Source organism: Variovorax sp. GW823-FHT04F07, from assembly GCF_058795995.1.
In genome coordinates this window covers 1,732,075-1,757,618 of record NZ_JBXAIG010000001.1, presented here as the reverse complement: position 1 = coordinate 1,757,618, position 25,544 = coordinate 1,732,075, and the positions used below count along the sequence as shown (strand labels likewise).

Here is a 25,544-nt window from a genome sequence, read left to right as displayed (position 1 = left end):
CGCGTTCGTGAAGATTTCGTGACATGGTGCAGTCGCGCCGGACCTTCGCTGTCATAGCTCGGTAGTCCACGGGCCCTTGCGCTTCGTGGCCCCGATCGAGCAACGAAACACGAACCCATGGAAGTCCGCATGCAACGCAGCAGCCGCCGCACGGTGTCCCGGCGCAATCCGCCGAACGCGTCCTCTTCTTCTTATTCGTCCGCCGCATTCGCGCAGGTCCGGCTCACGCCGCTGGTGCGCGCCATCGCGCTGCTGCTGGCCGGCGGCGCCGCGTTCGACGGCGCGCAGGCGCAGCAGGCGTTCAGCGGCGCGTGGATGGCGCAGAAGAACATGGCGCAGAGCACCGCGCTCGCCACCGGCCGCCTGCCCAACGGCCTGCCGGCCGCGATGCTCGCGGGGCCGCAGGCGCAGCAGCAGCGTGCCAACGAACAGCTGCAGCAGTCCCTCGGCAACCTGAACCTGGCGGCGCGCGCCATCGCGGCGCAGCAGTCGGCGCAGGCTGCGGCACGCGCGGCTGCGCAGCACGATCCGTCGGTGCCCGACGGCCTGGCCGAAGGCGGCCTGAAGGTCGACACGAACTCGCTCACCGCCGGCTGGCACAACGCGCGCCCGCTCACGCCCGATTCGCAGCGCCAGGCCGCGGGCCGCACCGTGGTCACGGTCGAGCAGACCGCCGACAAGGCGATCCTCAACTGGGAGACCTTCAACGTCGGGCGCAACACCACGGTGAAGTTCGACCAGCAGGCCAGCTGGTCGGTGCTCAACCGCGTGAACGACCCGAAGGCGCGGCCTTCGCAGATCCAGGGGCAGATCCAGGCCGACGGCACGGTGATGGTCGTGAACCGCAACGGCATCGTGTTCAGCGGCAGCAGCCAGGTCGACACGCGCAACCTCGTGGCCGCGGCCGTGGGCATGAGCGACGCGCAGTTCAAGCGCGGCCTGTACAGCGAAACGCGCGGCAGCACCCAGGTGCCGGTGCTGGCCAACGACCTGGTGCTCCACGCCACCGGCGCCACGCACGGCGCGGCCACCGCCGACGTGGTGGTGGCGCCCGGCGCGCGCATCGCCACGCGCCGGCCCACCAGCGTGACGGAGGGCGGCGGCTATGTGCTGCTGGCCGGGCGCGAGGCGCACAACCACGGCAGCATCACGACCGCCAACGGCCAGACCGTGCTGGCCGCCGGCGACGCCTTCGTGATCCGCAAGGGCATGGGCACCGACGGCAACAGCGACTCGAGCACGCGCGGCAACGAGGTCGATCCGCTGCGCCCGGCCGGCAGCGCCGCCGGTCGCGTGCGCAACACCGGGCTGATCGCCGCGCCGACCGGCGACGTGACCCTGGTCGGCAAGACGGTGGAGCAGCAGGGCGTGCTGCTGTCCAGCAGCTCGGTCAACACGCGCGGCACGCTGCACCTGCGGGCGGTGGGCGAAGCCGGCGAGGCGCGCGTCACGCTGGCGCCGCAGAGCACCAGCGCGATCGTGCTGGAGAACGACGGCGCCACCGCGCTCGACGTGCAGCGCGACACCCTGCTGAAAGACTCGATGCGCCTGAGCGACGGCGGCTACAACCGCCGCGACCAGTCGCTGGTGAAGATCGACTCGGCCGGCGACATCGACTTCGACGGCGGCTCGCTCACCCTGGCCACCGGCGGCCAGGTGCAGGCGCGCGCCGCGCGCCGCACGCGCGTGGCCAGCGGCGCCGCCATCGACGTGGCCGGCGCGGTCGGCGTCGGCGTGGCCATGGCGTCGAACAACGTGAAGATCAACGTGCAGGGCAACGAGCAGCGCGACGCGCCGCTCAACCGCGACGGCAAGCGCCTGAACAACCTGGACATGTGGATCGACCGCCGCGACCTCGTGCGCGTGGCGGCCGGCGTCAACGGCTACGCCGGCGAGCGCTGGTACACCGGCGGCGGCCTGCTGGAGGTCGGCGGCTACCTCAACACCGACGGCCACACCGTCGGCGAATGGGCCGCGTCGGGCGGCACGGTGGCCTTCGCTGGCGGCGAGCTGGTCACGCAGCGCGGCTCGCGCATCAACGTGGCCGGCGGCACGCTCGACGTGCAGACCGGCCGGCTGCAGCAGAGCTGGCTCAAAGGCCCCGACGGGCGCCTGTACAACCTGTCGACCGCGCCGGCCGACATCGTTTACACCGGCCTGTACCGCGGCTTCGAGGACGAGCACGCGCGCTGGGGCAAGACCACCACCGGCTACTTCTACAACCCGCTGATCGCGCCGCGCGAGCGGCTGGAAAACGGCTACACCGTGGGCCGCGATGCCGGCCAGGTGCAGGTCGGCACGCGCGCCGCGGTGCTCGAAGGCGACATCGACGCCACCGTGTTCCAGGGCGAGCGCCAGCAGCGCAAGCGCGATGCCGGCCTGGACAGCTACCGCCAGCTGCAGACCGCGGCCCCGCTGGCCGGGCGCCTGGTCATCGGCGGCGTGGCGCCGGTCTACGACGCCGCCACCGGCCTGCTGCGCGACAACCCCTCCGCGCGGGTCGACCGCGTCACCTTCGCCGAGGCGCCGATCTCGCCCGCCACGCTGGCCGATGCGCTGGCCGCCGGCGAGGCACTGCCGAAGGACCTCGCGGGCCACGTGCGCATCGACAGCCGGTGGCTGCAGCGCCAGCGCCTGGGCGGCGTCGTCGCCTATGCGAACGACACGGTGGCGGTGACGTCGGCCCTTGCCGTCGCACCCGGCGGCAGCATCGCGCTGCACGCGCCCACGGTGACGGTGGATGCCGACCTGGTCGCGCGCGGCGGCAGCATCGCGCTGGGCGACCTGGTCAGCCGCTTCGCCAGCGCCAACGGCGGCAGCTGGGTCGACATCTCCATCGCCGACGTGCTGCCGATCGGCTACGCGCCGCGCGTGGTGGTGGGCGAGGGCGTGCGGCTGGATGCGCGCGGCTTGTGGAGCCACATCGCGCAGTCGCCCGACCGCATCGAGGGCCTGCCCTACGTGGACGGCGGGCAGGTCACGCTGCGCAGCACCGGCGATGTGGTGCTCGGCGCGCGCAGCGTGGTGGACGTGTCGGGCGGCGCGGCCCTGCTGGCCGGCAACGAACTGCGCGGCGGCCGCGGCGGCGACGTGACGCTGATGGCGGCCCAGCCCGGCAACGAAGGCGCGGGCCCCGGCACGCTGCGCATGGACGGCGAACTGCGCGGCCACGGCGTGAAGGGCGGCGGCAAGCTGACGCTGGCCAACGGCGCGGCCATCGGCATCGGCGAGCTGCCCGCGGGCGGCGACGGGCAGCTCGCGGCGGGACGCAGCAGCACCGTGCACCTGCGGCTGGCCGGCGACTACGTGATTGCGGCCGGCAGCGAGATCCCGATGGACTTCGCCGTCACGGTGTCGCGCGCGCTGCCGGGCGAGGCGCTCAAGGAGAGCGTGCAACCCGGCGTCAGCAACGCGCGCACCGTCATCACCGGCGCCGACTGGGTGGTGCCGCCGGGCACGCAGGCGTTCCTGCTCGACGGCAAGGGCTACGAGCCGGGCCAGACGGTGCCGGCCGGCAGCGTGCTGGCGGCCATCACCCTGCTGGCCCAGGGCTACGTGCTGCCCAGGGACGTGTTCCCCTCGGGCCTGCCGATCCCGGCCAAGACCACGTCGTACAAGGCCGGCACGGTGGCCGCCGCCGACACCGTGATGCCCGCGGGCACGCCGATCGTCGCCGGCACCGCGCTGCCGCGCGCGGTCGCGGTGCAGCCGCTGCTGCGCCTGGACACCGACCTGTTTCAGAGCGGCTTCGCGCAGTACACGGTGCGCGGCCAGGACGGCGTGGCCGTGGCCGACGGCGCGCGCGTGGACGTGCGCATGCCGGTGCAGCGCTTCGACCCCGTCGCCGGCGCGCTCGCGCCCACCGGCGCCGACCCGTCCATCGCGCTGCCGCTGTGGATGCCGCCGGTGTACCAGGACGATCCGGTGAAGCAGAAGCTCACCCAGCGCGCCGGCGCCGACCTGACGCTGGAGGCCGGCACGCTCTACCAGCGCGCGCCGCTGGTGGTGGGCGAGGGCGCCCACATCGCGCTCGACCCCGGCCGCACGCTCACGCTGCGCGGCAACGACCAGATCACGGTCGATGGCACGCTCTCGGCCTGGGGCGGGCGCGTCGCGCTGCTGCCGGGCGAGCACGGCATGGGCAACGCGCGCAACCTGGCCGACGGCATGCCCAACGCACGCTCGTACTGGATCGGCGAGCACGCGCTGATCGACGTCGCCGCGCGCCCGGTGGTGGCCACCGACGCGCGCGGCCATCGCTACGGCCAGGTGGCCAACGGCGGCACCATCGAGATCGGCGGGCGCCACGTGCTCGATGCCACGCAGGTGGACGCGGCCGATGCCTTCGTGGTGCTGCGCCCCGGCGCGCGGCTGGAGGCCTCGGGCACCTCGGCGACGCTCGACCTGGCGGGCCGTGGCGCGACCGAGGTCGCCAGCCACGGCGGCACCATCGCGCTGAGTTCGTTCCGCGGCCTGTTCCTGGACGGCGACATGCGCGCCGCCGCGGGCGGCGCGGGCGCGGCCGGCGGCATGCTGGCGCTGAACCTGGACACGCCCATCTACGGCCAGGTAGCGCGCTACAACCTGAAGGGCGAGAACGTCGACGACGCGGTGCGCGTGCCGCGCGAGATGCTGCTGGCGCAGGTGCAGGGTCGCAGCGCGGTGGCCGATGCCGCCGGCCTGCGCCCGGGCCAGGCGCACGGCGCGCTGGCCTACGGCACGGCGCGCATCGGCGTCGACCGCATCCGCGACGGCGGCTTCGACAACCTGTCGCTGCTCAGCCACGGCATGCTGTCCTTCGACGGCAGCGTCGATCTTTCGCTGGGCCAGAGCCTGCGCCTGACCACCACCGCGCTGGCCCTGGCCGATGCGTCCGCGCCCGATGCGCGCGTGACGCTGGCCGCGCCCTACATCCGCCTGGCCGCCAGCGGGCGCACCCAGATTGACGACTACATCCTGCCCAACCCGGTGCTCGGCTCGCGCAACGCCGGCGGGGGTGCCGGCACGCTGGGCGTGCCGCTGGTGTCGGCCGGCAGTTCGCTGCGGCTGGACGCGCAGCTCATCGACCTGGCGGGCATGGTGCAGCAGGGCGTGCGCGGCACCATCGTGCGCAACGTGCCCGAGGACCTGGTCGTGGAGCGCAACGCCTTCGACCGCACGCTGCTGCGCAGCAGCGGCGACCTGCGCTTCTCGAACAACGCCAGGTTCTACGTGCCGGGCGACCTCACGCTGGCGGCGGCGCAGATCTATCCGGCCACCGGCGACAGCGGGCTGGTGCAGGTCGGCCAGCGCAACGTCATCGACAAGTGGGGCACCCGCCAGGCCGAGATGGACATGAACCGCCGGCTGGTGATCGAGCGCGTGGGCGACACGCCGGCCATGCCGCAGTCGGCCTTCGGTTCGCTCACCTTCCACGCCGCCCACATCGAGCAGCGCGGCGTGCTGCGCGCGCCGCTGGGCGGCATCGCGCTGGGCAGCGTCTTCGGCGACACCTCCACCAGCAGCGTGCAGCTGCATGCGGGCAGCCTGACCTCGGTCAGCGCCGACGGGCTGCTGATGCCCTACGGCGGCACGCAGGACGGGCTGACCTATCTCTTCAACGGCAAGGACGTGGCCTACCGCGTGCCCGGCGTCGGCCCGGCCATCACGCTGTCCGGCCACGCGGTGGACGTGCGCGAGGGCGCGGTGCTCGACATGTCGGGCGGCGGCACGCTCACCGGCACCGCCTTCCTGGCCGGGCGCGGCGGCTCCACCGACGCGCGCATGCACCCGCTGGTGCAGGTGGGCGCGCAGCGCAAGGGCTTCGTGCTGCCCGGCCTGGCCACCAACCCGGTCTATGCCATCGTGCCGGGCGTGCAGCCGCTGCAGGCGCCGCTCGGCGCAGAGAAGGGCGCGAGCGATCCGGCAGTGGGCCGGCAGATCACCATCGGCGCCGGCGTGCCCGGCCTGCCGCCGGGCCGCTACACGCTGATGCCGTCCACCTACGCGTTGCTGCCCGGCGCCTTCCGCGTCGAGCTCAACGGGCTGGCTGCGCAGGTCGGCGCGCCGGGCAGCGCGACGGCGATGCGCAACGGCTCCTACACCGCGCCCGCGCAATTGGGCGTGGCCGGCACCGGCATCCACGACGCGCTGCCGCTGCAGGCGGTGTTCACGCCGGGCGACGTGCTGCGCACCTACGCGCAGTACAACGAGACCGGCTATGCCGACTTCGCCGTGGCGCAGGCGCTGCGCGACGGCGTGCCGCGCCCGCTGCTGGAGCGCGACGCCAAGGCGCTGCGCTTCCAGTTCGGCCTGAAGGGCTCGGCGGGCGAGATGCCCGGCGAACCCGCGCTGCGCTTCGCCGGCACCGCGCGCTACGCCACGGTGGGCGACGGCATGGGCGGCACGGCGCTGGTGCTCGGCGGAACGGCGCGCTCCTTCGAGGTGCTGGGCGACGGCGCCGCACCCACGCCGGACTTCAAAGGCACCTCGCTGCATGCGCGCGACCTCAACGCCATCGGTGCCGCGCAGCTGGCCATCGGCGGCGCGCCGGCGGGCACCTTCGTGCAGGACGCCACCGCGGCCGACCGGCTGAGGGACGCCAACCGCCTGGGCTTCAGCGGCGCCGCCGAGGGCATCGTGCTGCGCGAGGGCGCGGTGCTGCGCGCGGGCGAGGTGTTCCTGGTCACCGACCGCCGCGACTCGGGCATCACCGTCGAGTCCGGTGCCGGCATCGACACGCTGGGCCGCGGGCCGGCGGCCTGGGACTCGCGCCGTGGCTACATCTACGAGCCGGGCTTGCGCAGCGTGCTGGCGGTGTCCAACGGCTGGATCGACATCCAGCCGCCGTCCGCGTCCAGCGGCGGACAAACGGGCCCCGGCCGCATCGACATCGGCGTGTGCGCCCCCAGCGGCAGCTGCAGCGCCGGCGCGCGGCTGTATTCCGAAGGCACCATCACCGCCGCCACCGACCAGGCCTTCACGCTGGGCGAGAGCACGCGCTACGGCACGCGCAACCTGGTGCTTGCATTGGGTGGCATCAACGTCGGCGGCGAACGCGCGCTGGGCGACGCCGCCGCGCGCGGCGCGCTGCCGCCGGGCCTGACGCTGAACCAGTCGGTGCTCGACCGCCTGCTGCGCGGCGACACCAGCACCGGCGCGCCGGCGCTGGAGAACCTGGTGTTCACCGTGCGCGACGCGGTCAACTTCTTCGGCTCGACGCAGCTGTCGACCATCGACCCCGCCACCGGCCAGTCGACGATCGCGCGCCTGATGCTGACCACGCCCGCGATCTACGGCTGGGGCGATGCCGACAGCGTGGCGCGCATCCACACCGACGTGCTGGTGTGGAACGGCACGCGCACGCCGCCCGGCCTGGTGGCCACCGGCGGCGCGGGCACCGGCAGCGGCCGGCTGCAGATCGACGCCCGGCGCATCGAACTGGGCGCCGCGCGCGACATGCGCGTGGACACCGTGCACGACATGGACCGGCTGGTGCTGGGCTTCGGCGAGGTGCAACTCAACGCGAGCGAGCAGGTCACGGCGCGCCAGAAGGGCTCGCTCTCGGTCTACCAGTCGCAGGGCGCGTGGGACGAGGCCGCCAAGGGCCATGTGCGCACGGGCGGCGCGCTGCGCATCGACACGCCGCTGTTGACCGGTGAGGCCGGCTCGGTGATGCGCTACACCGCCGGCGGCGATGTGCGCGTGGCCGCGCCGCAAGGCATGCAGCCGGCCACGATGACCGACGCCGACGCGTCGCGCGCGCTCGGCGCCGAAATCGCCATCGACGGGCGCAGCGTGGCGCTCGACACCGCCGTGGTGCTGCCCAGCGGCAAGCTGGTGCTGCGCGCCGACGGCGATGTGCAGTTGCACGACGGCGCGCGGCTGGACCTGGCCGGGCGGCGCCTGCGCTTCTTCGACGTCGACAAGTACAGCTGGGGCGGCGACGTGGAAATCGAAAGCCGCACGGGCAACGTGCGCCAGGCACAGGGCGCGCAGATCGACCTGTCGGCGCAGAACAACCGCGCCGGCCGGCTGGCTGTCACCGCGCTGGGCGCGGGTGCTGGTCATGTCGAGTTGCTGGGCCGCATTGCCGGCGGCAGCAGCGGCGAGTACGACGCGGGCGGCACGGCGGTGCCCTACGCGGCGGGGCGCATCGACGTGCGCGCGCAGCGCCTGGCCGACTTCGCCGGCCTGAACCGCCGCCTGACCGACGACGGCGTGGTCGGCGAGCGCAGCTTCCAGCTCAAGCAGGGCGACCTGGTGGTGGCCGACGAGCTGAAGGCGCGCGAGATCAACCTGTCGGTCGACGGCGGCCACCTCACCGTGGCCGGCACCGTGGACGCCGGCGGCGTGCAGGTCGGCAGCATCCGGCTGGCGGCGCGCGACGGCGTCACCATTGCCGGCAACGCGCTGCTCGACGCACACGGCACGCGGCTGCGCGTGGACAGCTACGGCCAGACCATCGAGGCGCCCAACCGCGCCACCATCGAGATCGACAGCGGCCAGGGCCGCCTCGTGCTGGAGAACGGCGCGCGCATGGACCTGCGCGCCGGCACCGACGGCACGCCGCGCGCCTTCGGCACGGTGGAGCTCAACGCGCCGCGCCTGGGCGGCGCGCGCGGCAACGACATCGACATCGACGCCGGCGGCACGCAGCGCATCGAGGGCGCGCGCACGATCACCGTCAACGGCTTCTTCCGCTACGACGACGCGCCCACGGGCACCGACCCGGACATCAGCGGGCGGCCCTACCAGCGCATCGACCAGGCCTACCTGCAGGCCAAGCACGAGGACAGCACGGCCTTCATGCGCAACGTGCTGGCCAACGGCGCGCTGGTCGACGGCCGGCTGGCCGGCCTGCGCGCCTACGGCGATGCCTTCCACCTGCGCCCCGGCGTGCAGATCGTGAGCCGCACGCCCGACGGCGACCTGCAGATCGACGGCGACCTCGACCTCTCGGCCTTCCGCTACGACAGCCTCAATGCGCGCACGCAGCGCACCGGCGTCTACGGCTCGGGCGAGGCCGGCGCGCTGGTGATGCGCGCGGGCGGCAACCTGAAGCTCCACGGCAGCATCAACGACGGCTTCGACACCTCGGCGCTGCCGGCCACGCGCGACGACGACGGCTGGGTGCTGCTGAAAGGGCGCGTGCCCTTCGGCGGCGACGTGGTGGTGCCGCGCGGCGGCGCCGTCACGCTGGCCGAGAACACCTTCCTGCAGCCCGGGCGCGCGCTCAACTTCCAGGCGCCGCTCAAGGCCATGAGCCTGGCGGCCGGCACCGTGCTGCCGGTGCGCGCGGTGCTCACCGAGGGCTACACGCTGCCCGCGGGCACGGTGCTCGGCGGCGCGGTGCGCGATGCGTCCGGCCAGGTCCTTCATGCGGCCGGCACCGTGCTGGCGCAGCCGCTCGTGCTGGGCGTGAACATGCAGCTGGACCCCGGCGTGCGGCTGGCGGGCGCGGCCAAGGTCGGCCCCATGCTGTGGCCGGTCGGCGTGCCGCTGCCGTTCCCCGACGGCGCGGTGCTGGACGTCAACCAGCCGCCTTTCTACCGCTACAACGGCCCGGTGCTGGCGCGCGAGGTGCCGCTGCAGCGCGGCGCCGTCATCCCGGCCGAGACGGTGGTCGTGCTGCCCGGCGGTGCGGCGTCGGTGCGGCTGCGCCTGGCCGATGGCGACGGCAACCAGGGCCGCAACTTCGCCATCGCGCCGATGCTGGCCGAGGGCTCGCAGTCGTGGTCGATGCGCCTGGTGGCCGGCGCCGACACGCAGGCCGCCGACAGCCGCGCGCTGCAGCCGCGCGGGCCGCAGCGCGACCTGCTGCTGGCCGACACGCACTACGGCAACGCCTTCACGAAGCAGCTGGTCTCCGGCGGCAAGGTGTGGTCCTGGAACCAGCAGGCGGCCGACGAAGGCTGGGGCAGCTTGGGCAGCATCCTCACGCCGGAGGAGGTGTCCTGGGGTATGTGCGACATCGGCTATTGCGACCTGGTCTCCGAGACCCCCGAGGTCTGGGACTTCAAGTCCTACCCCGTGCGCCAGCCGCTGTTCAGCGTGGTGCGCACCGGCACCGGCGACCTGGACCTGCTGGCCGGCAACGACTTCACGCAGCGCTCGCCCTACGGCATCTACACCGCCGGCACCCGCGCCGCGGCGCGCGCCGACGATGCCGACTTTCACCTGCCGCGCGCCAAGGGTCCGCAAGGCACGGTGCTCAACGGCGGCTACGACATCTTCGAGCAGTTCGTCGACAGCCAGAGCCTGTACCGCGCCTGGTACCCCGACCACGGCGGCAACCTGCGCATGCGCGTGCAGGGCGATGCGCGCGGCGACACCATCGGCGTGCGCGGCAACATGCGCCGCACCACCGACGAACTGGGCGTGTTCCGCAAGCAGATGCCCAGCGCCATGCTCGGCAACTGGCTGTGGCGCCAGGGCACCGGCAGCGTGGTGCCGGGTGCCGAGGGCGTGCCCACCGCGTGGTGGATCAACTTCGGCAGCTACGTCGCGGGCCACGAAGGCACGACCTACGACCTCGGCGGCCTCTGGCCCTACCTGGTGGGCTTCACCGGCATCGGCACGCTGGGCGGCGGCAACCTGGTGTTCGAGACCGGCGGCAACGCCGGGATGATGGAGCAGATGGGCGACCACAGCGCCACCTACGTGGCACGCAGCCAGGGCCTGCATCTCGCGGTGGGCAGCACCGGCCGCGTGACGCGCGCGGGCGAACTGCTGCTGACCGGCGGCGGCGACCTGGACGTGCGCATCGGCGGCACGCTGAACCCGGCGCCCGAGGTGCGCGCAGTGCCCGCCAGCACCACCTGGCAGGCCGGCAGCCTCCAGCGCTACGACCGCATGCGGCTGGACCTGAACGGGGTCTTCGCCAACCTGCGCGGCGCGCTGCGGCTGGAAAGCGGTGCGGTGGGCGGCATCGAGCTGGACTTCGGCACGCCCGGCCCGAAGGACTCGCGCGCGCTCAGCCCTTACGTCGCCGGCTCGTCGATCGCCTCGGGCGGCCCGGTGCTGATTCCCGGCGATGCCGGCGTGCGGCTCGATGCGCGCGGCGACCTGGTGCTGGGCGGCGTGGCCGATCCGGGGCGTGTGCCCACGCTCACGCACGGCACGCCCTTCAGCGCCAACGGCACGAAGCACCCGGGCGAGGGCTGGACCTGGTTCTCGCTGTGGACGCCGTCGACCGCGATCGACCTGTTCAGCGCCGGCGGCAACCTCACGCCGACGCTGGGCTGGACCGACCTGGGCGATCGCACCAACCACCAGGCGACCGACGGCCGCTTTGTCTACCCGGCCGTGCTGCGCGCGCTGGCGGCCAGCGGCAGCCTGTACTACGGCAGCGCGAGCTCGGGCGTGCGCGACGAATCGAGCAACGGGCCGGTGCTGTCGCCCTGGAGCCTCACGCTGGCGCCGTCGCCGGTCGGCCCGCAGTACGCGGTGAAGCGCACCGCGCAGCTGGAGCTGCTGGCGCGCGACTCCATTCACGCGGCGGGCTACACCATCACGCCCTCGGGCGCCGATCCGTCGCGGCTGGTGGACCCGTTCCAGCCGGGCTTCGCCGCGCTGGGCGGCGAGCTCTGGTACGGCCGCGAGCTGATCCACAACACGGCCGCCGACGCGCTGCTGCCCTCCATTGCACTGGACGGCCAGAATTCGTGGCTGCGCTTTCCGCTGTTCACGCTCACCTCGCCCAGCGTGGCCGACGTGGCGCCGGCGGGCCAGCCGCCGTCGCGCTTCTATGCGCTGGAGGGCGACATCGTGGGCCTGCGCACCGGCTCGATCGTCTACCGCGGCTCCAACACCGGCGTGGCGACGCCGAACGGGCTCTGGTACGAAGGCGCCGGCCCGGTGGCGATCCGCGCCGGGCGCGACATCGTCGGCGCCGGCACCGCGCTGGGCGAGGTCGATCTCGTGCCGTCGGAGGGCGCGGGCTGGCGCGGGCGCGACTTTCCCGGCCGGCCGGAACTGCCGCCGCAGCCGCAGACGCTGAACGCCGCCTCGGCGCGCGGCAACCTGATCGTGCACCGCCACGCCGATGACGTGTCGGTGGTGGAGGCCGGGCGCGACATCCGCAACAGCAGCTTCCACATCGCCGGCCCCGGCGAGCTGGTACTGAGCGCCGGGCGCGAGCTGTACATGGCCGACAAGGGCGAGCTCAAGAGCCTGGGCGCCATCGTCAACGTGAAGCCGGGCGACCGCAGCAGCGGCGCCGGCATCTCGGTGGCGGTGGGCGTGGGCCGCGACGGGCCGGACTGGGCTGGCTTCGCCGCGCGCTACCTCGACCCCAAGCGCCGCGCCGCGAGCGGCCAGCCCTTTGCCGACCAGCCCGGCACCGCGCTGTACAGCTACGGCGGCGAGCTCACGCTGGCCGGCTGGCTGTCGCAGCAGTTCGGCTACGGCGGCGACGAGGCCGGTGCCGATGCCTACCTGAAGCGCAAGCAGGCCGAGATCGACGGCCAGCGCAGCGAAGGCGGTGGCAGCACGCGCCGCGACCTGGTGCGCGAGTTCGGCCTGGCCGAAGGCCTGCACCTGGTGAACTGGCTGCGCGATCGCTTCGGAGGGAGCAACAGCCAGGGCCGCCACTTCGACGCCGCCACCATGGACGCGCAGGCCTTCTTCGCCGCGCTGCCGCCCGAGCAGCAGCAGGTGTACCTGCGCAACGTGTACTTCGCCGAGCTGCGCGCCGGCGGGCGCGAGTACAACGAAGAGGGCGGTCCGCGCCGGGGCAGCTACCTGCGCGGGCGCGAGGCCATCGCCACGCTGTTCCCCGCGCAGGGCGCCGACGGCAGCGCGCGCCGCTACCAGGGCGACCTGACCATGTTCAGCAGCGCCAACTACTACGCGAGCAGCTCCGACCCGTTCACCAAGCGCCCGCAGGCCGGCAAGAGCTACCTGCGGCGCGACGCCTGGACGGCCGCCGGCCGGCCCAGCGACATCGGCGTGTACGACGCGCTCGACGCTGGCATCCACACCAACTTCGGCGGCAACGTGAACATCCTCGTGCCGGGCGGGCGCACGCTGGTGGGGGTGGACGGCGGCTTCGTGCCGGGCGAGGGCTCGGGCGTGCTGACGCAGGGCGCGGGCGAGGTGCAGATCTACTCGCTGGACAGCATCCTGCTGGGCCAGAGCCGCATCTTCACCACCTTCGGCGGCGGCATCCTGGCCTGGTCGGCACAGGGCGACATCAACGCCGGTCGCGGCTCCAAGTCGACCGTGGTCTACACGCCGCAGCGGCGCCTGTACGACGACGCCGGCAACGTCAGCCTGTCGCCGACCACGCCCAACACTGGCGCCGGCATCGCCACGCTGAACCCGATCCCCGAGGTGCCGCCGGGCGACATCGACCTGATCGCGCCGCTGGGCACCATCGACGCCGGCGAGGCGGGCATCCGCGTGTCGGGCAACGTGAACCTGGCGGCGCTGCGCGTGGCCAACGCCGAGAACATCCAGGTGCAGGGCAAGTCCACCGGCGTCCCGGTGGTGGCGGCGGTGAACGTGGGCGCGCTCACCAACGCCAGCGCCGCCGCCTCGCAGGCCGCCACCGCGGCGCAGGACGCCGTGCAGCGCGACCGCGCGGCGCAGCGCCAGGCACTGCCCTCGGTGTTCACCGTGCGCGTGCTCGGCTTCGGCAACGAGCCCGCGGGCGGCGAGGGCGGCGCCGGTGCCGGCCGCGAGCGCACTGGCGCGGCCTACGACCCCAAGGGCGTGGTGCAGGTGCTCGGCGCGGGCGCGCTCACCACCGCGCAGATGCAGTCGCTCACGCCGGGCGAGCAGCGGGGGCTGAAACGCTGAGGCGCTGAACCTTTGCGCTACCCGCGCCGGCGAAAAAACAGAAGGGCCTCCCATGCGGAGGCCCTTCTTCTTATGTGCGCGAAACCCGCCGCGCCGGACCTCGTGCCGATTTCTTGATGAAGTTTTCGTGACAAACGACAGTCGCCGCGCACGCCGTGCGTCTAGGTATCGGTACGCAGCAGCGACATGAAGGCTCTCCACCATGAGCCGCTGCCACGCGAGCTTCATCCTTGAGAACCGAGCTGTAAATGCATGACATGAAGAAGAACGCCCCACCGACCTGCTGGAGAGCGGTGTGGCTGGCGGTGATGGCGATCGGTGCCCCGGCGGCAGCGTTCGCACAAGCACCTGCCGCTGTCTCCACGCCGGCGCCGACCTCGGCGCCCACACCGGCTGCGGGCGCGCCCGCGGCCGCCGAACCGGCCCGCAAGGTCGACATCGCCGAATACATCGTGCGCGGCAACACCGTGCTGGACGCCCGCGCCATCGAGAAGGCGGTCACGCCCTTCCTCGGCCCCGAGCGCACGCTCAAGGACGTGGAGGGCGCGCGCGACGCGCTGCTCGCGGCCTACCAGGCGGCGGGCTACCAGTCGGTGTACGTCGACCTGCCCGAACAGCAGGTCACGCAGGGCGTGGTGTTCCTGCAGGTCAACGAGACCCGCGTGGGCCGCGTGCGCGTGGTGGGCGCCGAGTACAACTCGCCGCTCGACGTGCGCGACCAGGTGCCGGCGTTGAAGGAGGGCGGCGTGCCCGACTTCAACAAGGCCCAGGCCGAGCTCACCGCGCTCAACCGCAGCCCCAAGCGCCAGGTGATGCCGCTGGTGCGCCCCGGCACCATGCCGGGCACGATGGACGTCGACCTGAAGGTCGAGGACCAGAGCCCGTGGCGCGCCAGCGTCGGCCTGAACAACGACTACAGCGCCGACACGCGCAAGCTGCGCGCCAGCGCCTCGCTGGGCCACGACAACCTCTGGCAGATGGGCCACAGCGCCTCCATCAGCTTCTTCGGCGCGCCGCAGGACCTGAACCAGACGCAGGTGTTCTCGGCCTCGTACAACGCGCCGCTCAAGGGCACGAACTGGAGCCTGGAGGCCAACGCCTTCGTGTCCGACAGCAACGTGGCCACCGTGGGCGGCACCACCGTGCTGGGCAAGGGCCACTCGATCGGCCTGAAGGCCACCTACACGGTGCCCAACACCGGCAACTGGTGGCATGCCTTCAGCGTGGGCGTCGACTTCAAGAACAACAAGGAAGCGCTGACGCTCAAGGGCAGCGGCGACACCGTGCCGCTCAAGTACGCGCCGATCACGCTGTCGTACTCGGGCTTCCGCCAGACCGACAAGAGCCAGTACGGCGTGGGCGTGTCGCTGGTGGCGGGCACCAGCAGCTCGTTCAAGTACGGCAGCGACTGGGCGGCCTTCGACTACAAGCGCTACAAGGCCTCGCCCAGCTTCATGGTGCTCAAGACCGACCTCAACGGCGCGCACAGCTTCGAGGGCGGCACGCAGGTGGCCTTCCGCGTCAACGCACAGATGACCGATTCGCCGCTCGTCTCGAGCGAGCAGATCGCCGCGGGCGGCATGAACTCGGTGCGCGGCTACCTCTCGGCCGAGGCCACCGGCGACTACGGCGTGGTCGGCTCGGTCGAGCTGCGCAGCAAGCCGCTGGCCTTCCTGGGCAGCACCGTCGAGAACTGGCGCGTGTACGCCTTTGCCGACGCCGCGCGGCTGCGCCTGAAGAGCCCGCTGCCCGAGCAGGCCGAGCGCTTCTCGCTGTATTCGGTGGGCGTGGGCACGACCTTCAAGGTGGGCACGTATTTCTCGGGCCGCGTCGACATCGGCTATCCGCTGGTCGACGGGCCGCGCACCAGGAAGCACGACACGCAGGTGAATTTCAGCATCACCGCGAGCTACTGACCGAACGAACGACCGACGGCAACAGCCATTCCTCTTTTCGATTTTTTTCTCATTCCACGAGCTTTCCGGAGAACCCTGTCATGCGACGACTTCTTTTCATCGCGCTCACGCTGTTGAGCACGCTCCTGCCGGGCCTGGCCCATGCCTGGTGGCAGGCCGAGTGGGCCTACCGCAAACCCGTCACCATCGACGGCGGCCCGCAGGCCGGCGCCATCGGCAGCGATGCCGGGCGCGTGCCGGTGCTGGTGCGCCTGCACACGGGCAACTTCAAGTTCGAGGGCGTGAGCGAGACCGGCGCCGACCTGCGCTTTGTCGCGGGCGACGACAAGACCGTGCTCAACCACCAGATCGAACAGTTCGATCCGCTGCTGGGCATCGCGCTGATCTGGGTCGACGTGCCCAACGTCTCGGCCGGCACGCCGCAAAAGCTGTGGATGTACTACGGCAACCCCAAGGCCCCGGCCTCGGGCAACGGCCAGCGCAGCTTCGACCCCGACTACACGCTGGTCTACCACTTCGCCGAAGGCGCGGTGCCGCCGCGCGACACCACCGCCTACGGCAACAACGGCCAGACCGCGGCGGTGCCCGTCGAAGGCACGGTCATCGGCAAGGGCGCCCAGCTCGGCAACGGTGCGCTGATGCTGCCCGCCACGCCCTCGCTGGCCGTGACGGCCGGCGGCACGCTGACCTTCTCGGCCTGGATCAAGCCCGATTCGCTCGGCGCGCGCCAGGCGATCTATGCGCGCCGCGACGGCGCCGGCGAGCTCGTGGTCGGCATCGACCAGGGCGTGCCCTTCGTGCAGGTGAACGGCCAGCGCAGCACGCCCGGCCAGCCGGTGCAGGCCGGCCAGTGGTCGCACCTGGCGGTGAAGGCCGAGGGTGACAGCGTCGCGCTGTATGTGGGCGGCCGTCCGGCCGTGTCGCTGGCCGCGAAGCTGCCCGCGCTGAACACCGCCGCCGCGCTCGGCGCCGATGCACCGGCTGCCGCGCCCGCTGCACCGGGCGCAGCGCCCGTGGCCGGCTTTGCGCCGTTCACCGGCGCGATCGACGAAGTGCGCCTGTCGAAGGTCGCACGTCCCGACGCGCTGCTGCTGGCCGATGCCGTGTCGCAAGGCGCCGAGTCGCGCCTGGCCGCTTTCGGCCCCGACGAGCAGCAGGCCGGCAAGAGCCACTTCGGCTTCATCCTGGCCGCGATGCCGCTGGACGCGTGGATCGTGGTCGGCCTGCTGGGCCTGATGATGGCGCTGTCGTGGGCCATCATGATCGGCAAGGGCCGCAACTTCGGCGCCACCTCGCGCGCCAACGCCACCTTCATCGAGCACTTCCGCGAAGCCGCCGGTGCGCCGCTGGACCGCCTGGCCACCAACAACACGGTGCCGCAGGAAGTGCGTGCCGATTCCTCGCTGTGGCGCCTGTACGAAGTGGCGATCGAGGAGATGCGCCGCCGCCATGACCGCGGCTACGACCTGAACGCCGTGTCGGCCTCCACCATCGGCGCCATTCGCGCCGCGATGGACGGCGTGATGGTGCGCGAGACCGAGCGCATGTCCAAGCGCATGAACTGGCTGTCGACCACCATCGAAGGCGCGCCGTACGTAGGCCTGTTTGGCACCGTGATCGGCATCATGCTGGTGTTCGTGGTGGCGGCCATGGCCGGCGCCGTGGACATCAACTCGGTGGCGCCCGGCATGGCCGCCGCGCTGCTGTGTACCGCCGCCGGCCTGGGCGTCGCGATCCCCGCGCTGTTCGGCTACAACTGGCTGGCCTCGCGCTCGGACGCCATCGGCGCCGACATGGCCGTGTTCGTCGACGAGTTCGTCACGCGCCTGGCCGAAGAGCAGGGCGAGGGCCGCTCGCTGCCGGTGGCCGTGCAGGCGCGCCGCGCCTGAGGACCGCGCACCATGGCAAACACAGCCGCGAAGTTCGCCGTGCGCAAGCGCACGGGCGGCATCAACATCACGCCCTTCGTCGACGTGCTGCTGGTGGTGCTGGTGATCTTCATCCTCACCAGCAACGCCAGCATCCCGGGCATCAAGGTCGACCTGCCCAAGGCCAGCGCCTCGGTGGCGCTGGAAAAGCCCAAGACCAAGGCCATCACGATCGACAACGCGGGCAACGTGTTCCTGGACGCCTACCCGGTCACGCTGCCCGAGCTCGAGGAGCGCCTGCGCACCGAGAAGGCGCTGTCGCCCGACTTTCCCGTGATCGTGCGCGGCGACGCCAGCGTGCAGTACGCGAAGGTGGTCGACGTGCTCGACCTGCTGCGCCGCATCGAGCTGAACCAGATCGGCCTCGTGACCGGCAAGCAGAAGTGAGGACCGGAGCGTGAACTCTCGCGACCCGATTTCTTCTGCCTCGCCCGCGCCGCGCTCCAGCGGCACGGGTGGAACGGCCGCGCTGTGGCGCCGCTGGGGCGGGGTGGTCATCGGCCTGGCGATCGTCGTGGCGCTGGCGCTGCTCGTGTGGCGGCTCCTGTCCGACACCGCGAGCCAGAAGCGCGTGGTGGCCGACGCGCCCACGCTGATGCTGCCGCCGCCCCCGCCACCGCCGCCCGAACCCGAGAAGCTGCCCGAGCCCGAGCCGGAAAAGATCAAGCCCGAAGTGGTCGAGCCCGAGCCCAAGCCGGTCGAGCCGCTGGAAGCGCCGAAGGACGACGCGCCGCCCAGCCCCTCGAAGGACCTGGGCGACCCGGTGACCATGGACAGCGCCGGCCAGGCCGGCAACGACGCCTTCGGCATCCAGGCCGGCAGCGGCGGCGGCATGAGCGGCACCGGCGGTGGCGGCGGCCTGGGCAGCGGCTCGTATGCGCGCTACGTGTCGAGCATGTTGCAGCAGGCGCTGTCGCGCGACCCGCGCACGCGCCAGCTGGTGTTCGACGACATCCAGATCGACCTGTGGCTCGGCGCCGACGGCAAGACCACGCGCGCCCAGCTGGTGCGCGGCACCGGCACCGAGGACATCGACGAGGCCGTGCTGGCGCTGGTGCGCGGGCTCGACCGCGTCGACGAACGTCCGCCGGCCTCGATGCGCTTTCCGATGCGCGTGTCGATGAAAGGCCGCCGGCCATGACTTTCCACACCTGTACGGCCGACGCCCGGCCCGACTCCTTTCCTCCAGTGAACGAAGCGATGAACACCCTGCACAACACCCTCCCGCGCCGGGGCGCGATGCCGGCCCTGCGCCAGTGCGCGCTCGCGGCGGCCGTGGCCTCCGCCTTCGTGCTGTCGGCCGGCACCGCCATGGCCCAGACCGCCGCCGCGCCCGCGGGCGAATCCGCCATGGTCAAGCTGATTCGTGGCCTCATTCAAAGCGGCACGCTCGCCAAGGACGTGGGCGAAGCGCTGCTGGCCCAGGCCCAGACCGAAGCCATCGCCGCGCAGCAGGCACAGCGCCAGGCGGCCGTGTCGGCCACCGCCGCATCGGCCACCGTCGCGGGCGGCATGCGCCTCGAAGCGGGCGACGTGCGCGTGCCCTACATCTCGCAGACCGTGCGCGACCAGATCCGCGACGAGGTCAAGGCGCAGGTCATGGCCCAGGCCAAGGACGAAGGCTGGGCCGCGCCCAACGAGACGCCCGAGTGGAGCAAGCGCATCCGCTTCGAAGGCGACGTGCGCGTGCGCAACGAATCGCGCAGCTACGCCGGCAACAACAGCGACATCGAGATCAACTGGCCCTCGCTCAACCAGGGCAGCGGCTATGACGTCAACCCGAACACCAACCTGTCGCTGCCGTCGATCCTGAACACGCGCCAGGACCGCCGCAACCTGTTCCGCGCCCGCGCACGCGTGGGCCTGCTGGCCGACCTGTCGGAGAACACCAAGGCCGGCGTGCGCCTGGCCTCGGGCAGCGACGAGAGCCCCGTTTCCACCACCACCACGCTGGGCGGCGGCCTGGGCAAGAAGAGCGTGTGGCTCGACCAGATGTGGATCTCGCACAAGCCGACCGACTGGCTCACCGTGACCGGCGGCCGCTTCGGCAACCCCTTCATGTCGACCGACCTGCTGTACTCCAGCGACCTGAACTTCGACGGCATTGCCGCGCAGTTCGACAAGAAGCTGGCCTCGAACCGCGACCTCTCGCTGTTCGGCACGCTGGGCCTCATTCCGCTCGAGTACTCCGCGGACGGTTCACCCACGCGCAGCCAGCGCAAGATGAAGAGCGAGAACAAGTGGCTGCTCGGCGCGCAGGTGGGCGCCGACTGGAAGATCAACGAAGACAACCGCGTGCGCGGCGCGCTGGCGTACTACAACTTCCGCAACGTCAGCGGCCAGGTCTCCGAGCCCTGCGCGCTGTACGCAGGCGCCGACGGCTGCAGCACCGACTGGTCGCGCCCGGCCTTCATGCAGAAGGGCAACACGCTCATGCTGCTGCGCGACATCTCGCTCGACCCGCTCAACCCGGCCGGCACGCCGCAGCCGCAGTACGTGGGCCTGGCCTCGAAGTTCCGCCTGATCGACCTGAACCTGCGCTGGGACACCCAGGTGGCCGGCAACAACCTGCGCCTGGACGCCAACTTCGTGCGCAACACCGCCTACGACGCCAACGACATCTGGAAGCGCGGCGGCATCCGTGGCGCCATCGTGAACAACTTCGGCCCGACCGGCGGCACCACCCAGTCCGACTTCAAGAGCGGCGGCAACGCCTACATGCTGCAGGCCACCTACGGCAAGCCGGCACCGGCCGCACGCGGCGACTGGAACGTGCTCGCGGGCTACAAGCGCATCGAGCCCGATGCCATGCCCGATGGCTACAACGATTCGAGCTTCCACGGCGGCGGCACCAACGCGCGCGGCTACTTCCTGGGCGGCTCGTACGCGATCGACAAGAACATGTGGTTCACCGGCCGCTGGATCTCGACCAAGGAGGTCTACGGCCCGCCGCTGTCGATCGACACCCTGCAGCTCGAATTCAATGCGCGTTTCTAAGAAGGAGTCCGCCGTGTCCCGAACGATCTTCCCGGCGCTGGCCCTGGCCGCGCTGGCCGCCACGGCCGGCGTCGCGCAGGCCCAGCAGCCGCAGGGCCAGAGCATGGAGGAGCGGCTGCGCGCGCAGCTGCGCACCACCACCACCCAGCTGCAGCAGGCGCAGAACGAGCTGGCCGCGCTCAAGGCCGGCCAGCCCGCGGGCAAGGCGCCCGCGGCACCCGGTGCGGCGCCGGCCGCGTCCGAGCTCGAGACGCTGAAGAAGGAACTGGCCGCCAGCCAGGCCCAGCTCGCGTCCGAGCGCCATGCACGCGGCCAGGCCAGCGCCGGCAACGCGCAGCTGCGCGAGCAGGCCCAGGTCGCCAGCGAGAAGGCGGGCGCGCAGATCGCGCAGTTCCGCGGCGCGTACGACGAGCTGCTGAAGATGGCGCGCGCCTCCGAGGCCGAACGCCAGCGCCTGGCCGGCGAGGCCGCGCTGCAGCGCACTGCGCTCACGCAGTGCGAGGCCAAGAACACGCAGCTGTATGCCGTCGGGCAGGAAGTGCTGCGCGCCTACGAAACCATGGACGTGGGCAGCGTGCTCGCCTCGCGCCAGCCCTTCGCGGCGCAAAGCCGCGTCAAGTACGAACAGATCGCGCAGCAGTACGGCGACAAGCTCTACGAGAGCCGCTTCGACGTGCGCGCCGTGAGCGCGCCGGCGCCTGCGGCTGCTGCATCCCCCACGGAAGGAAAGCCCCAATGAACCCCGCACAAGCCACTCCCGCAGCCGGGCTCGGCCGCCGCCTGCGCGCGGCAGCCGGTGTGCTGCTCGTCTCTTCGGTCGGCGTGGCCGCCGCGCAGCAGCCCGCCGCGCCCGGCCCCGCTGTCGTCGCACGCATCGGCGAAGTGACCATCGGCCAGGACGAGATCGAGAAGCTGCTGCAGACCCTGCCCGAGACCGAGCGCGCCGCCGTCAAGGCCGACCGCGCGAGCCTCGATGGCTGGCTGCGCCAGCGCCTCGTGAGCGAAGCGCTGCTGCGCGACGCCCGCGCCAAGGGCTGGGCCGACCGGCCCGACGTGAAGGCCAAGATCGACGCCGCCACGCGCGAGATCACCGCGCGCATCGTCGCCACCAGCTACCTCGAATCCGTGAGCCAGGTGCCTGCGGGCTTTCCGTCGGACGCCGAGGTGAAGGCCGCCTACGACCAGGGCAAGACCGGCTTCAACCTGCCGGCCGCCTACCGCGTGGCGCAGATCTACCTGGCCACGCCCGAGCGCGACCCGGCCGCCATCGCCAAGGTGCGCGACGAAGCCAACCGCCTCGCCAAGCAGGCCCGCAGCGGCGATTTCGCCGCCGTGGCGCGCGCCAGCTCGCAGGACCGCCGCAGCGCCGAACGCGGCGGCGAGGTCGACACGCTGCCGCTCGCGCGCATCCTGCCCGAACTGCGCGACACCGTGGCCAGGCTCAAGCAGGGCCAGGTCAGCGAGCCGGTGCAGGCCGAGGCGGGCTTTCACATCGTCAAGCTGCTCGACACCCAGCCCGCGCGCACCGCCACCCTCGAGGAAATGAAGCCGCAACTGCAGGCCGCGCTGCGCCAGCAGCGGCAGCAGCAGCTGGTGCAGGCCTACATGGCCCAGCTGGCGCCGCCGGCGCAACTGAGCATCGACAGCGCCGCGCTCGACGCCGCGCTCAAGAAAACCAACTGAACCCATTCCCCCTTTTCAGAAAGAAGAAGCACACCATGAACACCACCGCCACGACCCCGCAAGCCGACGACCAGGCCGCCACGCCGGTGCCTTTCGACATGCTCGACGCCGTCACGCCCGAGCAGGTGTCGGACGCCATCAAGGCCGCCGGCGGCGCCGTCACCGCCATCGAACAGGATGGCGTGGTGCGCCTGCACAGCGCCAGCCACGGCATCGGCTTCCAGGTGCTGTGGGGCAACGCCGTCACCACCACCCAGTACACCGACTTCACCCTGAGCTGCCCGCTGCGCGTGCAGGGCGGCACGCTGCCCGAGGCCGTGCTCGCCGCCTGGCACCGCAGCAAGCGCTTTGCGCGCGTGGCGCAGCACGGCGACTTCGTCGTGCTCGAGATGGACGTGGTCGTGGCCGGCGGCGTCAGCCCCGCCTACCTGGCGTTTGCCGTGCGTCTGTGGATGCAGATGATGGGCGAGTTCTTCCTGCACCTGCGCAACTACGGCCCCGCCGCCGAGACGCGCGGCGATGCGGCGAATGCCGACGCTGCTGCTGCCACCGCCGCCGTCCAGGGTGTGCCCGCCGCCGCGTGATGCCACTGCCCATGCGCGCTGCATCCGGCCTGTCCGTGGACGACCACCACCATCCCTCGCACGACTCGCCCACGGGCCGCGCCATCCAGGCCGCGGCGCGCCAGGCCCAACGCGCGCGCCGCGCCGAGACCGTGCGGCTGCGCCAGCGCGCCGCGCTGCTCGAGCTGCTGGTGCAGACCATGGCGGAGCTGCATATCTCGATGGCCGAGCTGAATGCGGCGCGCAAGGCGTTGGCGCCTGCGTGGCGGCAGGTGGGGGACGGGGGCGCCTTGCTCGATCGCGATCTGGAGCGTTGACGCCATGCGGGGAGGCTGCGGAGGGTAGGGCAGAATCGCCCGCCCCACGCTCCCGAAAGGTCGCCCCGTGACGACGCCCGCCCGCTCTGCCCAGATCGCCCAGACCACGCCCACGGGCGCTGCCATCGCAGAGAAGGTGGCGCAGGCCTACGACTTCGGCGAGGTCTGGTCGTGCGAGCTGCTGCGGCGCAGCTTCAACCATGTCTACGGCCTGCAGTTTGCCGACGGCCGCCACGCCGTCGCGCGCCTGAGCGCCGACCGCCCGCGCGGCGCCCCCAACATCGGCTACGAAACGGCACTGCTCGTGCACCTGAAGGCCAGGGGCGTTCCGGTGGCCGGCGCGCTGGCGGCACGCGACGGCACACATGCTGTCGCGATGGACCTGCCCGAGGGCGAGCGTCCGCTGATCCTGTTCGAGCACCTCGACGGCGACGTGCCCGGCGACGTGCTGCCCGACGTCGAAGCCACCGGCCGCGGCCTGGCGCTGTTGCACGAAGCCGCGCAGGACTACCACGGCCCCGCCAGCCGCTACACCCTGGAACTGCCCGACCTGCTGCACGCGTCGCTGGAGCGCCTGCACGCCGCGCCCACCATGACCGACGCGCTGCGCCCGGAGTTCAGCGCCATCGCGCGCGCACTCGAAGCCCGCGTCACCGCGATGCCGGCCCTGACGCGCGTTCACGGGCACGGCGATTGCCATGGCATGAACAACTTCGTGACGGAGGGTCTGGACGGCGTGCGCGTCGCCTCGTTCTTCGATTTCGACGATGCAGGCCCCGGCTGGCTGGCCTACGACCTGTGCGTGTACCTGTGGGCGATGCACCCGCGCACGGTGAGCGGATCGTTCGACGCGACGTCGCTGGCGCGTTGGCGCAGCTACCTGGCGGGCTACCGCAGCGCGCGTCCGTTGCCTTCGGCGGACGTCGACGCCATCGCCGCCTTCATGGCCGTGCGGCAGTTTTGGCTCATGGGCGAACACGCAGGCCGCATCGCGGTGTGGGGCACGCAGTCGATGCCGACGAGCTGGCTGCGCACTCAGGTGAAGATGTTGACGGCGTGGGCGGAGTTGCGAACGCCCGAGTGAGGCTTCGGCTCAGGCTTGCGCGACCCAACCCCTGAATGCCATGCCTGCATAGAACAGGCGGACGTTGGTGAAACCCGTCTCTTCGAGCAATGCCTCTTCCTGCGCCGGGCTGAGCAGCGTCAGTGTCGAGCCGATCGCGGACGCCGCCTTGCGTGCGTTGTCCGGATCGACGCCGGAAGCCGCCGCGAAAGCGACATAGCGCGAGAGCCACAACTCTCGTTCTCCACCCGCCTGGGGAAAACTGAGATGCGCCGTGACGAACGGCGCACCGGGCTTCAGGCGACGACGAATTTCCATCAACGTCGACCTGCGTTCATCGAGCGTCAGGAAGTGCATCGTCAACAGGCAGGTCGCCGCATCGAACGGGCCTTCGGGGGCGGTGTCGGTGTAGCCATGGTGCAGCGTGGCCCGTTCGGCGAGCGAGCCGAGTGTTTCCACAGCGAGGTCGAGCATGGGTTGCGACGGATCGACTCCGACGAAATGCCATCGGGGATGCGCCTGCGCGAGCACCTTCAACTCCATGCCACCACCGGCGCCGATGACCAGCACGTGGGCCGCATCCGGTGCGCGCTCGGCGACGAGCAGGGTCGCCATCGTCTGCAGGTCGTGCAGGCCTGGCACCAGGCGAGCGGTTTTCTCGGCGTAGTTGTTGGTGGTGGACGACGTGCTGAAGGCGGGGGTGGGTTGGGACATTTCCACAGTCTATGTGGGCGTCGCGCGCTTCGCAGGCGCAGGGCTGCGGGAGAATCCAGTCAGAAGCGGGCCTCGCCCGAACCCGACGTCATTTTGCGGAGACCGCCTGCATGCCCATCCCGTCCCTCAGCGTCCGTCGTGCGGTGTCCGACGACGCCGCGCGCATCGATGCGCTCTACGGCCAACTGGTCGCAGACACGGCGCGCTGCGTGCTGCCCGAACGTCTGCAGGAGTTGTCCGAAGACCCGCGGACGGCGCTTCTTGTTGCGGAGATCGATGGCCAGGTGTGCGCCACGGTGCTGGTCTCGCTGTGCGAGGACGTGATGTACAAGCGGCAGCCGTTCGCTGTCGTGGAGAACGTTGTCGTCGACGTGGCCGCTCGCAACCGAGGGGTCGGGGTCGCGTTGATGCGGGAGGTCGAGGCGTTCTGTGCGGCGAGCGATTGCTCGAAGATCATGTTGCTGAGTTCGGTGGATCGCACGGATGCCCATCGGTTCTTCGAGCGATGCGGCTTCGATGCCTCGGCCAAACGGGGTCTCGTCAAATATCGGCGCTCCTTTGCTTGAGGTGCGACCTCGGGC

At 71.9% G+C, this 25,544-nt stretch carries 13 protein-coding genes; 12 read left to right on the top strand and 1 reads right to left on the bottom strand.

Features of this window, described 5'->3' with window-relative positions; all coding sequences use genetic code 11:
- Positions 1-129: 129 nt before the first annotated feature.
- The 11 genes from AC1RAA_RS08185 (at position 130) to AC1RAA_RS08135 (ending at position 24,270) form a co-directional block, all read left to right on the top strand.
- On the top strand, positions 130-13,782 hold the full coding sequence (locus AC1RAA_RS08185; RefSeq protein WP_492727564.1) for a filamentous hemagglutinin family protein: 13,653 nt from the start codon (positions 130-132) through the stop codon (positions 13,780-13,782).
- A 257-nt stretch (positions 13,783-14,039) separates the two neighbouring features.
- Positions 14,040-15,698 (top strand): ShlB/FhaC/HecB family hemolysin secretion/activation protein, encoded by a 1,659-nt coding sequence (locus AC1RAA_RS08180; RefSeq protein ID WP_492727563.1) that lies wholly within the window; start codon positions 14,040-14,042, stop codon positions 15,696-15,698.
- An 80-nt stretch (positions 15,699-15,778) separates the two neighbouring features.
- Positions 15,779-17,587 (top strand): DUF2341 domain-containing protein, encoded by a 1,809-nt coding sequence (locus AC1RAA_RS08175; RefSeq protein WP_095947038.1) that lies wholly within the window; start codon positions 15,779-15,781, stop codon positions 17,585-17,587.
- A 12-nt stretch (positions 17,588-17,599) separates the two neighbouring features.
- Complete coding sequence (locus tag AC1RAA_RS08170; RefSeq protein ID WP_062474100.1) at positions 17,600-18,013, top strand: ExbD/TolR family protein; 414 nt, start codon at positions 17,600-17,602, stop codon at positions 18,011-18,013.
- A gap of 10 nt (positions 18,014-18,023) precedes the next feature.
- Positions 18,024-18,767 (top strand): energy transducer TonB, encoded by a 744-nt coding sequence (locus AC1RAA_RS08165; RefSeq protein ID WP_492727562.1) that lies wholly within the window; start codon positions 18,024-18,026, stop codon positions 18,765-18,767.
- Positions 18,764-20,623 (top strand): putative porin, encoded by a 1,860-nt coding sequence (locus tag AC1RAA_RS08160; protein WP_492684187.1) that lies wholly within the window; start codon positions 18,764-18,766, stop codon positions 20,621-20,623. The genes AC1RAA_RS08165 and AC1RAA_RS08160 overlap by 4 nt, the downstream gene beginning before the upstream one ends.
- A 13-nt stretch (positions 20,624-20,636) precedes the next feature.
- On the top strand, positions 20,637-21,362 hold the full coding sequence (locus tag AC1RAA_RS08155; protein WP_492727561.1) for a hypothetical protein: 726 nt from the start codon (positions 20,637-20,639) through the stop codon (positions 21,360-21,362).
- Positions 21,359-22,306, top strand: coding sequence for a peptidylprolyl isomerase (locus AC1RAA_RS08150; protein ID WP_307693284.1), 948 nt, complete (start codon positions 21,359-21,361; stop codon positions 22,304-22,306). Before AC1RAA_RS08155 ends, AC1RAA_RS08150 begins: the two co-directional genes overlap by 4 nt.
- Before the next feature lie 35 nt (positions 22,307-22,341).
- Entirely contained in the window at positions 22,342-22,890 is a 549-nt protein-coding gene (locus AC1RAA_RS08145; protein WP_492727560.1) for a YbjN domain-containing protein, read from the top strand.
- A gap of 11 nt (positions 22,891-22,901) precedes the next feature.
- Positions 22,902-23,186, top strand: a complete 285-nt coding sequence (locus AC1RAA_RS08140; protein ID WP_235944056.1) for a hypothetical protein — start codon at positions 22,902-22,904, stop codon at positions 23,184-23,186.
- 67 nt (positions 23,187-23,253) lie between these two features.
- Positions 23,254-24,270 carry a phosphotransferase enzyme family protein gene (locus AC1RAA_RS08135; RefSeq protein ID WP_492727559.1) on the top strand — a complete coding sequence of 339 codons (1,017 nt, stop codon included), beginning with the start codon at positions 23,254-23,256 and terminating at the stop codon, positions 24,268-24,270.
- Between the two features lie 9 nt (positions 24,271-24,279).
- Here AC1RAA_RS08135 and AC1RAA_RS08130 read toward each other — a convergent pair whose 3' ends face one another.
- Positions 24,280-24,963, bottom strand: coding sequence for a class I SAM-dependent methyltransferase (locus tag AC1RAA_RS08130; RefSeq protein WP_492727558.1), 684 nt, complete (start codon positions 24,961-24,963; stop codon positions 24,280-24,282).
- A gap of 110 nt (positions 24,964-25,073) precedes the next feature.
- Here AC1RAA_RS08130 and AC1RAA_RS08125 point away from each other — a divergent pair, with 110 nt between their 5' ends.
- The gene (locus AC1RAA_RS08125) at positions 25,074-25,529 is read left to right on the top strand and encodes a GNAT family N-acetyltransferase (protein ID WP_492727557.1); all 456 of its coding nucleotides are present in this window, start codon (positions 25,074-25,076) and stop codon (positions 25,527-25,529) included.
- The last annotated feature ends 15 nt before the right edge of the window (positions 25,530-25,544 follow it).

What these genes read in the sequence shown, in the direction of transcription:
- AC1RAA_RS08140 (WP_235944056.1), top strand. Translation starts at nt 22,902, where the DNA reads ATGCGCGCTGCATCCGGCCTGTCCGTGGACGACCACCACCATCCCTCG.
- AC1RAA_RS08175 (WP_095947038.1), top strand. Translation starts at nt 15,779, where the DNA reads ATGCGACGACTTCTTTTCATCGCGCTCACGCTGTTGAGCACGCTCCTG.
- AC1RAA_RS08125 (WP_492727557.1), top strand. Translation starts at nt 25,074, where the DNA reads ATGCCCATCCCGTCCCTCAGCGTCCGTCGTGCGGTGTCCGACGACGCC.
- AC1RAA_RS08160 (WP_492684187.1), top strand. Translation starts at nt 18,764, where the DNA reads ATGACTTTCCACACCTGTACGGCCGACGCCCGGCCCGACTCCTTTCCT.
- AC1RAA_RS08150 (WP_307693284.1), top strand. Translation starts at nt 21,359, where the DNA reads ATGAACCCCGCACAAGCCACTCCCGCAGCCGGGCTCGGCCGCCGCCTG.
- AC1RAA_RS08130 (WP_492727558.1), bottom strand. Translation starts at nt 24,963, where the DNA reads ATGTCCCAACCCACCCCCGCCTTCAGCACGTCGTCCACCACCAACAAC.
- AC1RAA_RS08170 (WP_062474100.1), top strand. Translation starts at nt 17,600, where the DNA reads ATGGCAAACACAGCCGCGAAGTTCGCCGTGCGCAAGCGCACGGGCGGC.
- AC1RAA_RS08145 (WP_492727560.1), top strand. Translation starts at nt 22,342, where the DNA reads ATGAACACCACCGCCACGACCCCGCAAGCCGACGACCAGGCCGCCACG.
- AC1RAA_RS08185 (WP_492727564.1), top strand. Translation starts at nt 130, where the DNA reads ATGCAACGCAGCAGCCGCCGCACGGTGTCCCGGCGCAATCCGCCGAAC.
- AC1RAA_RS08180 (WP_492727563.1), top strand. Translation starts at nt 14,040, where the DNA reads ATGAAGAAGAACGCCCCACCGACCTGCTGGAGAGCGGTGTGGCTGGCG.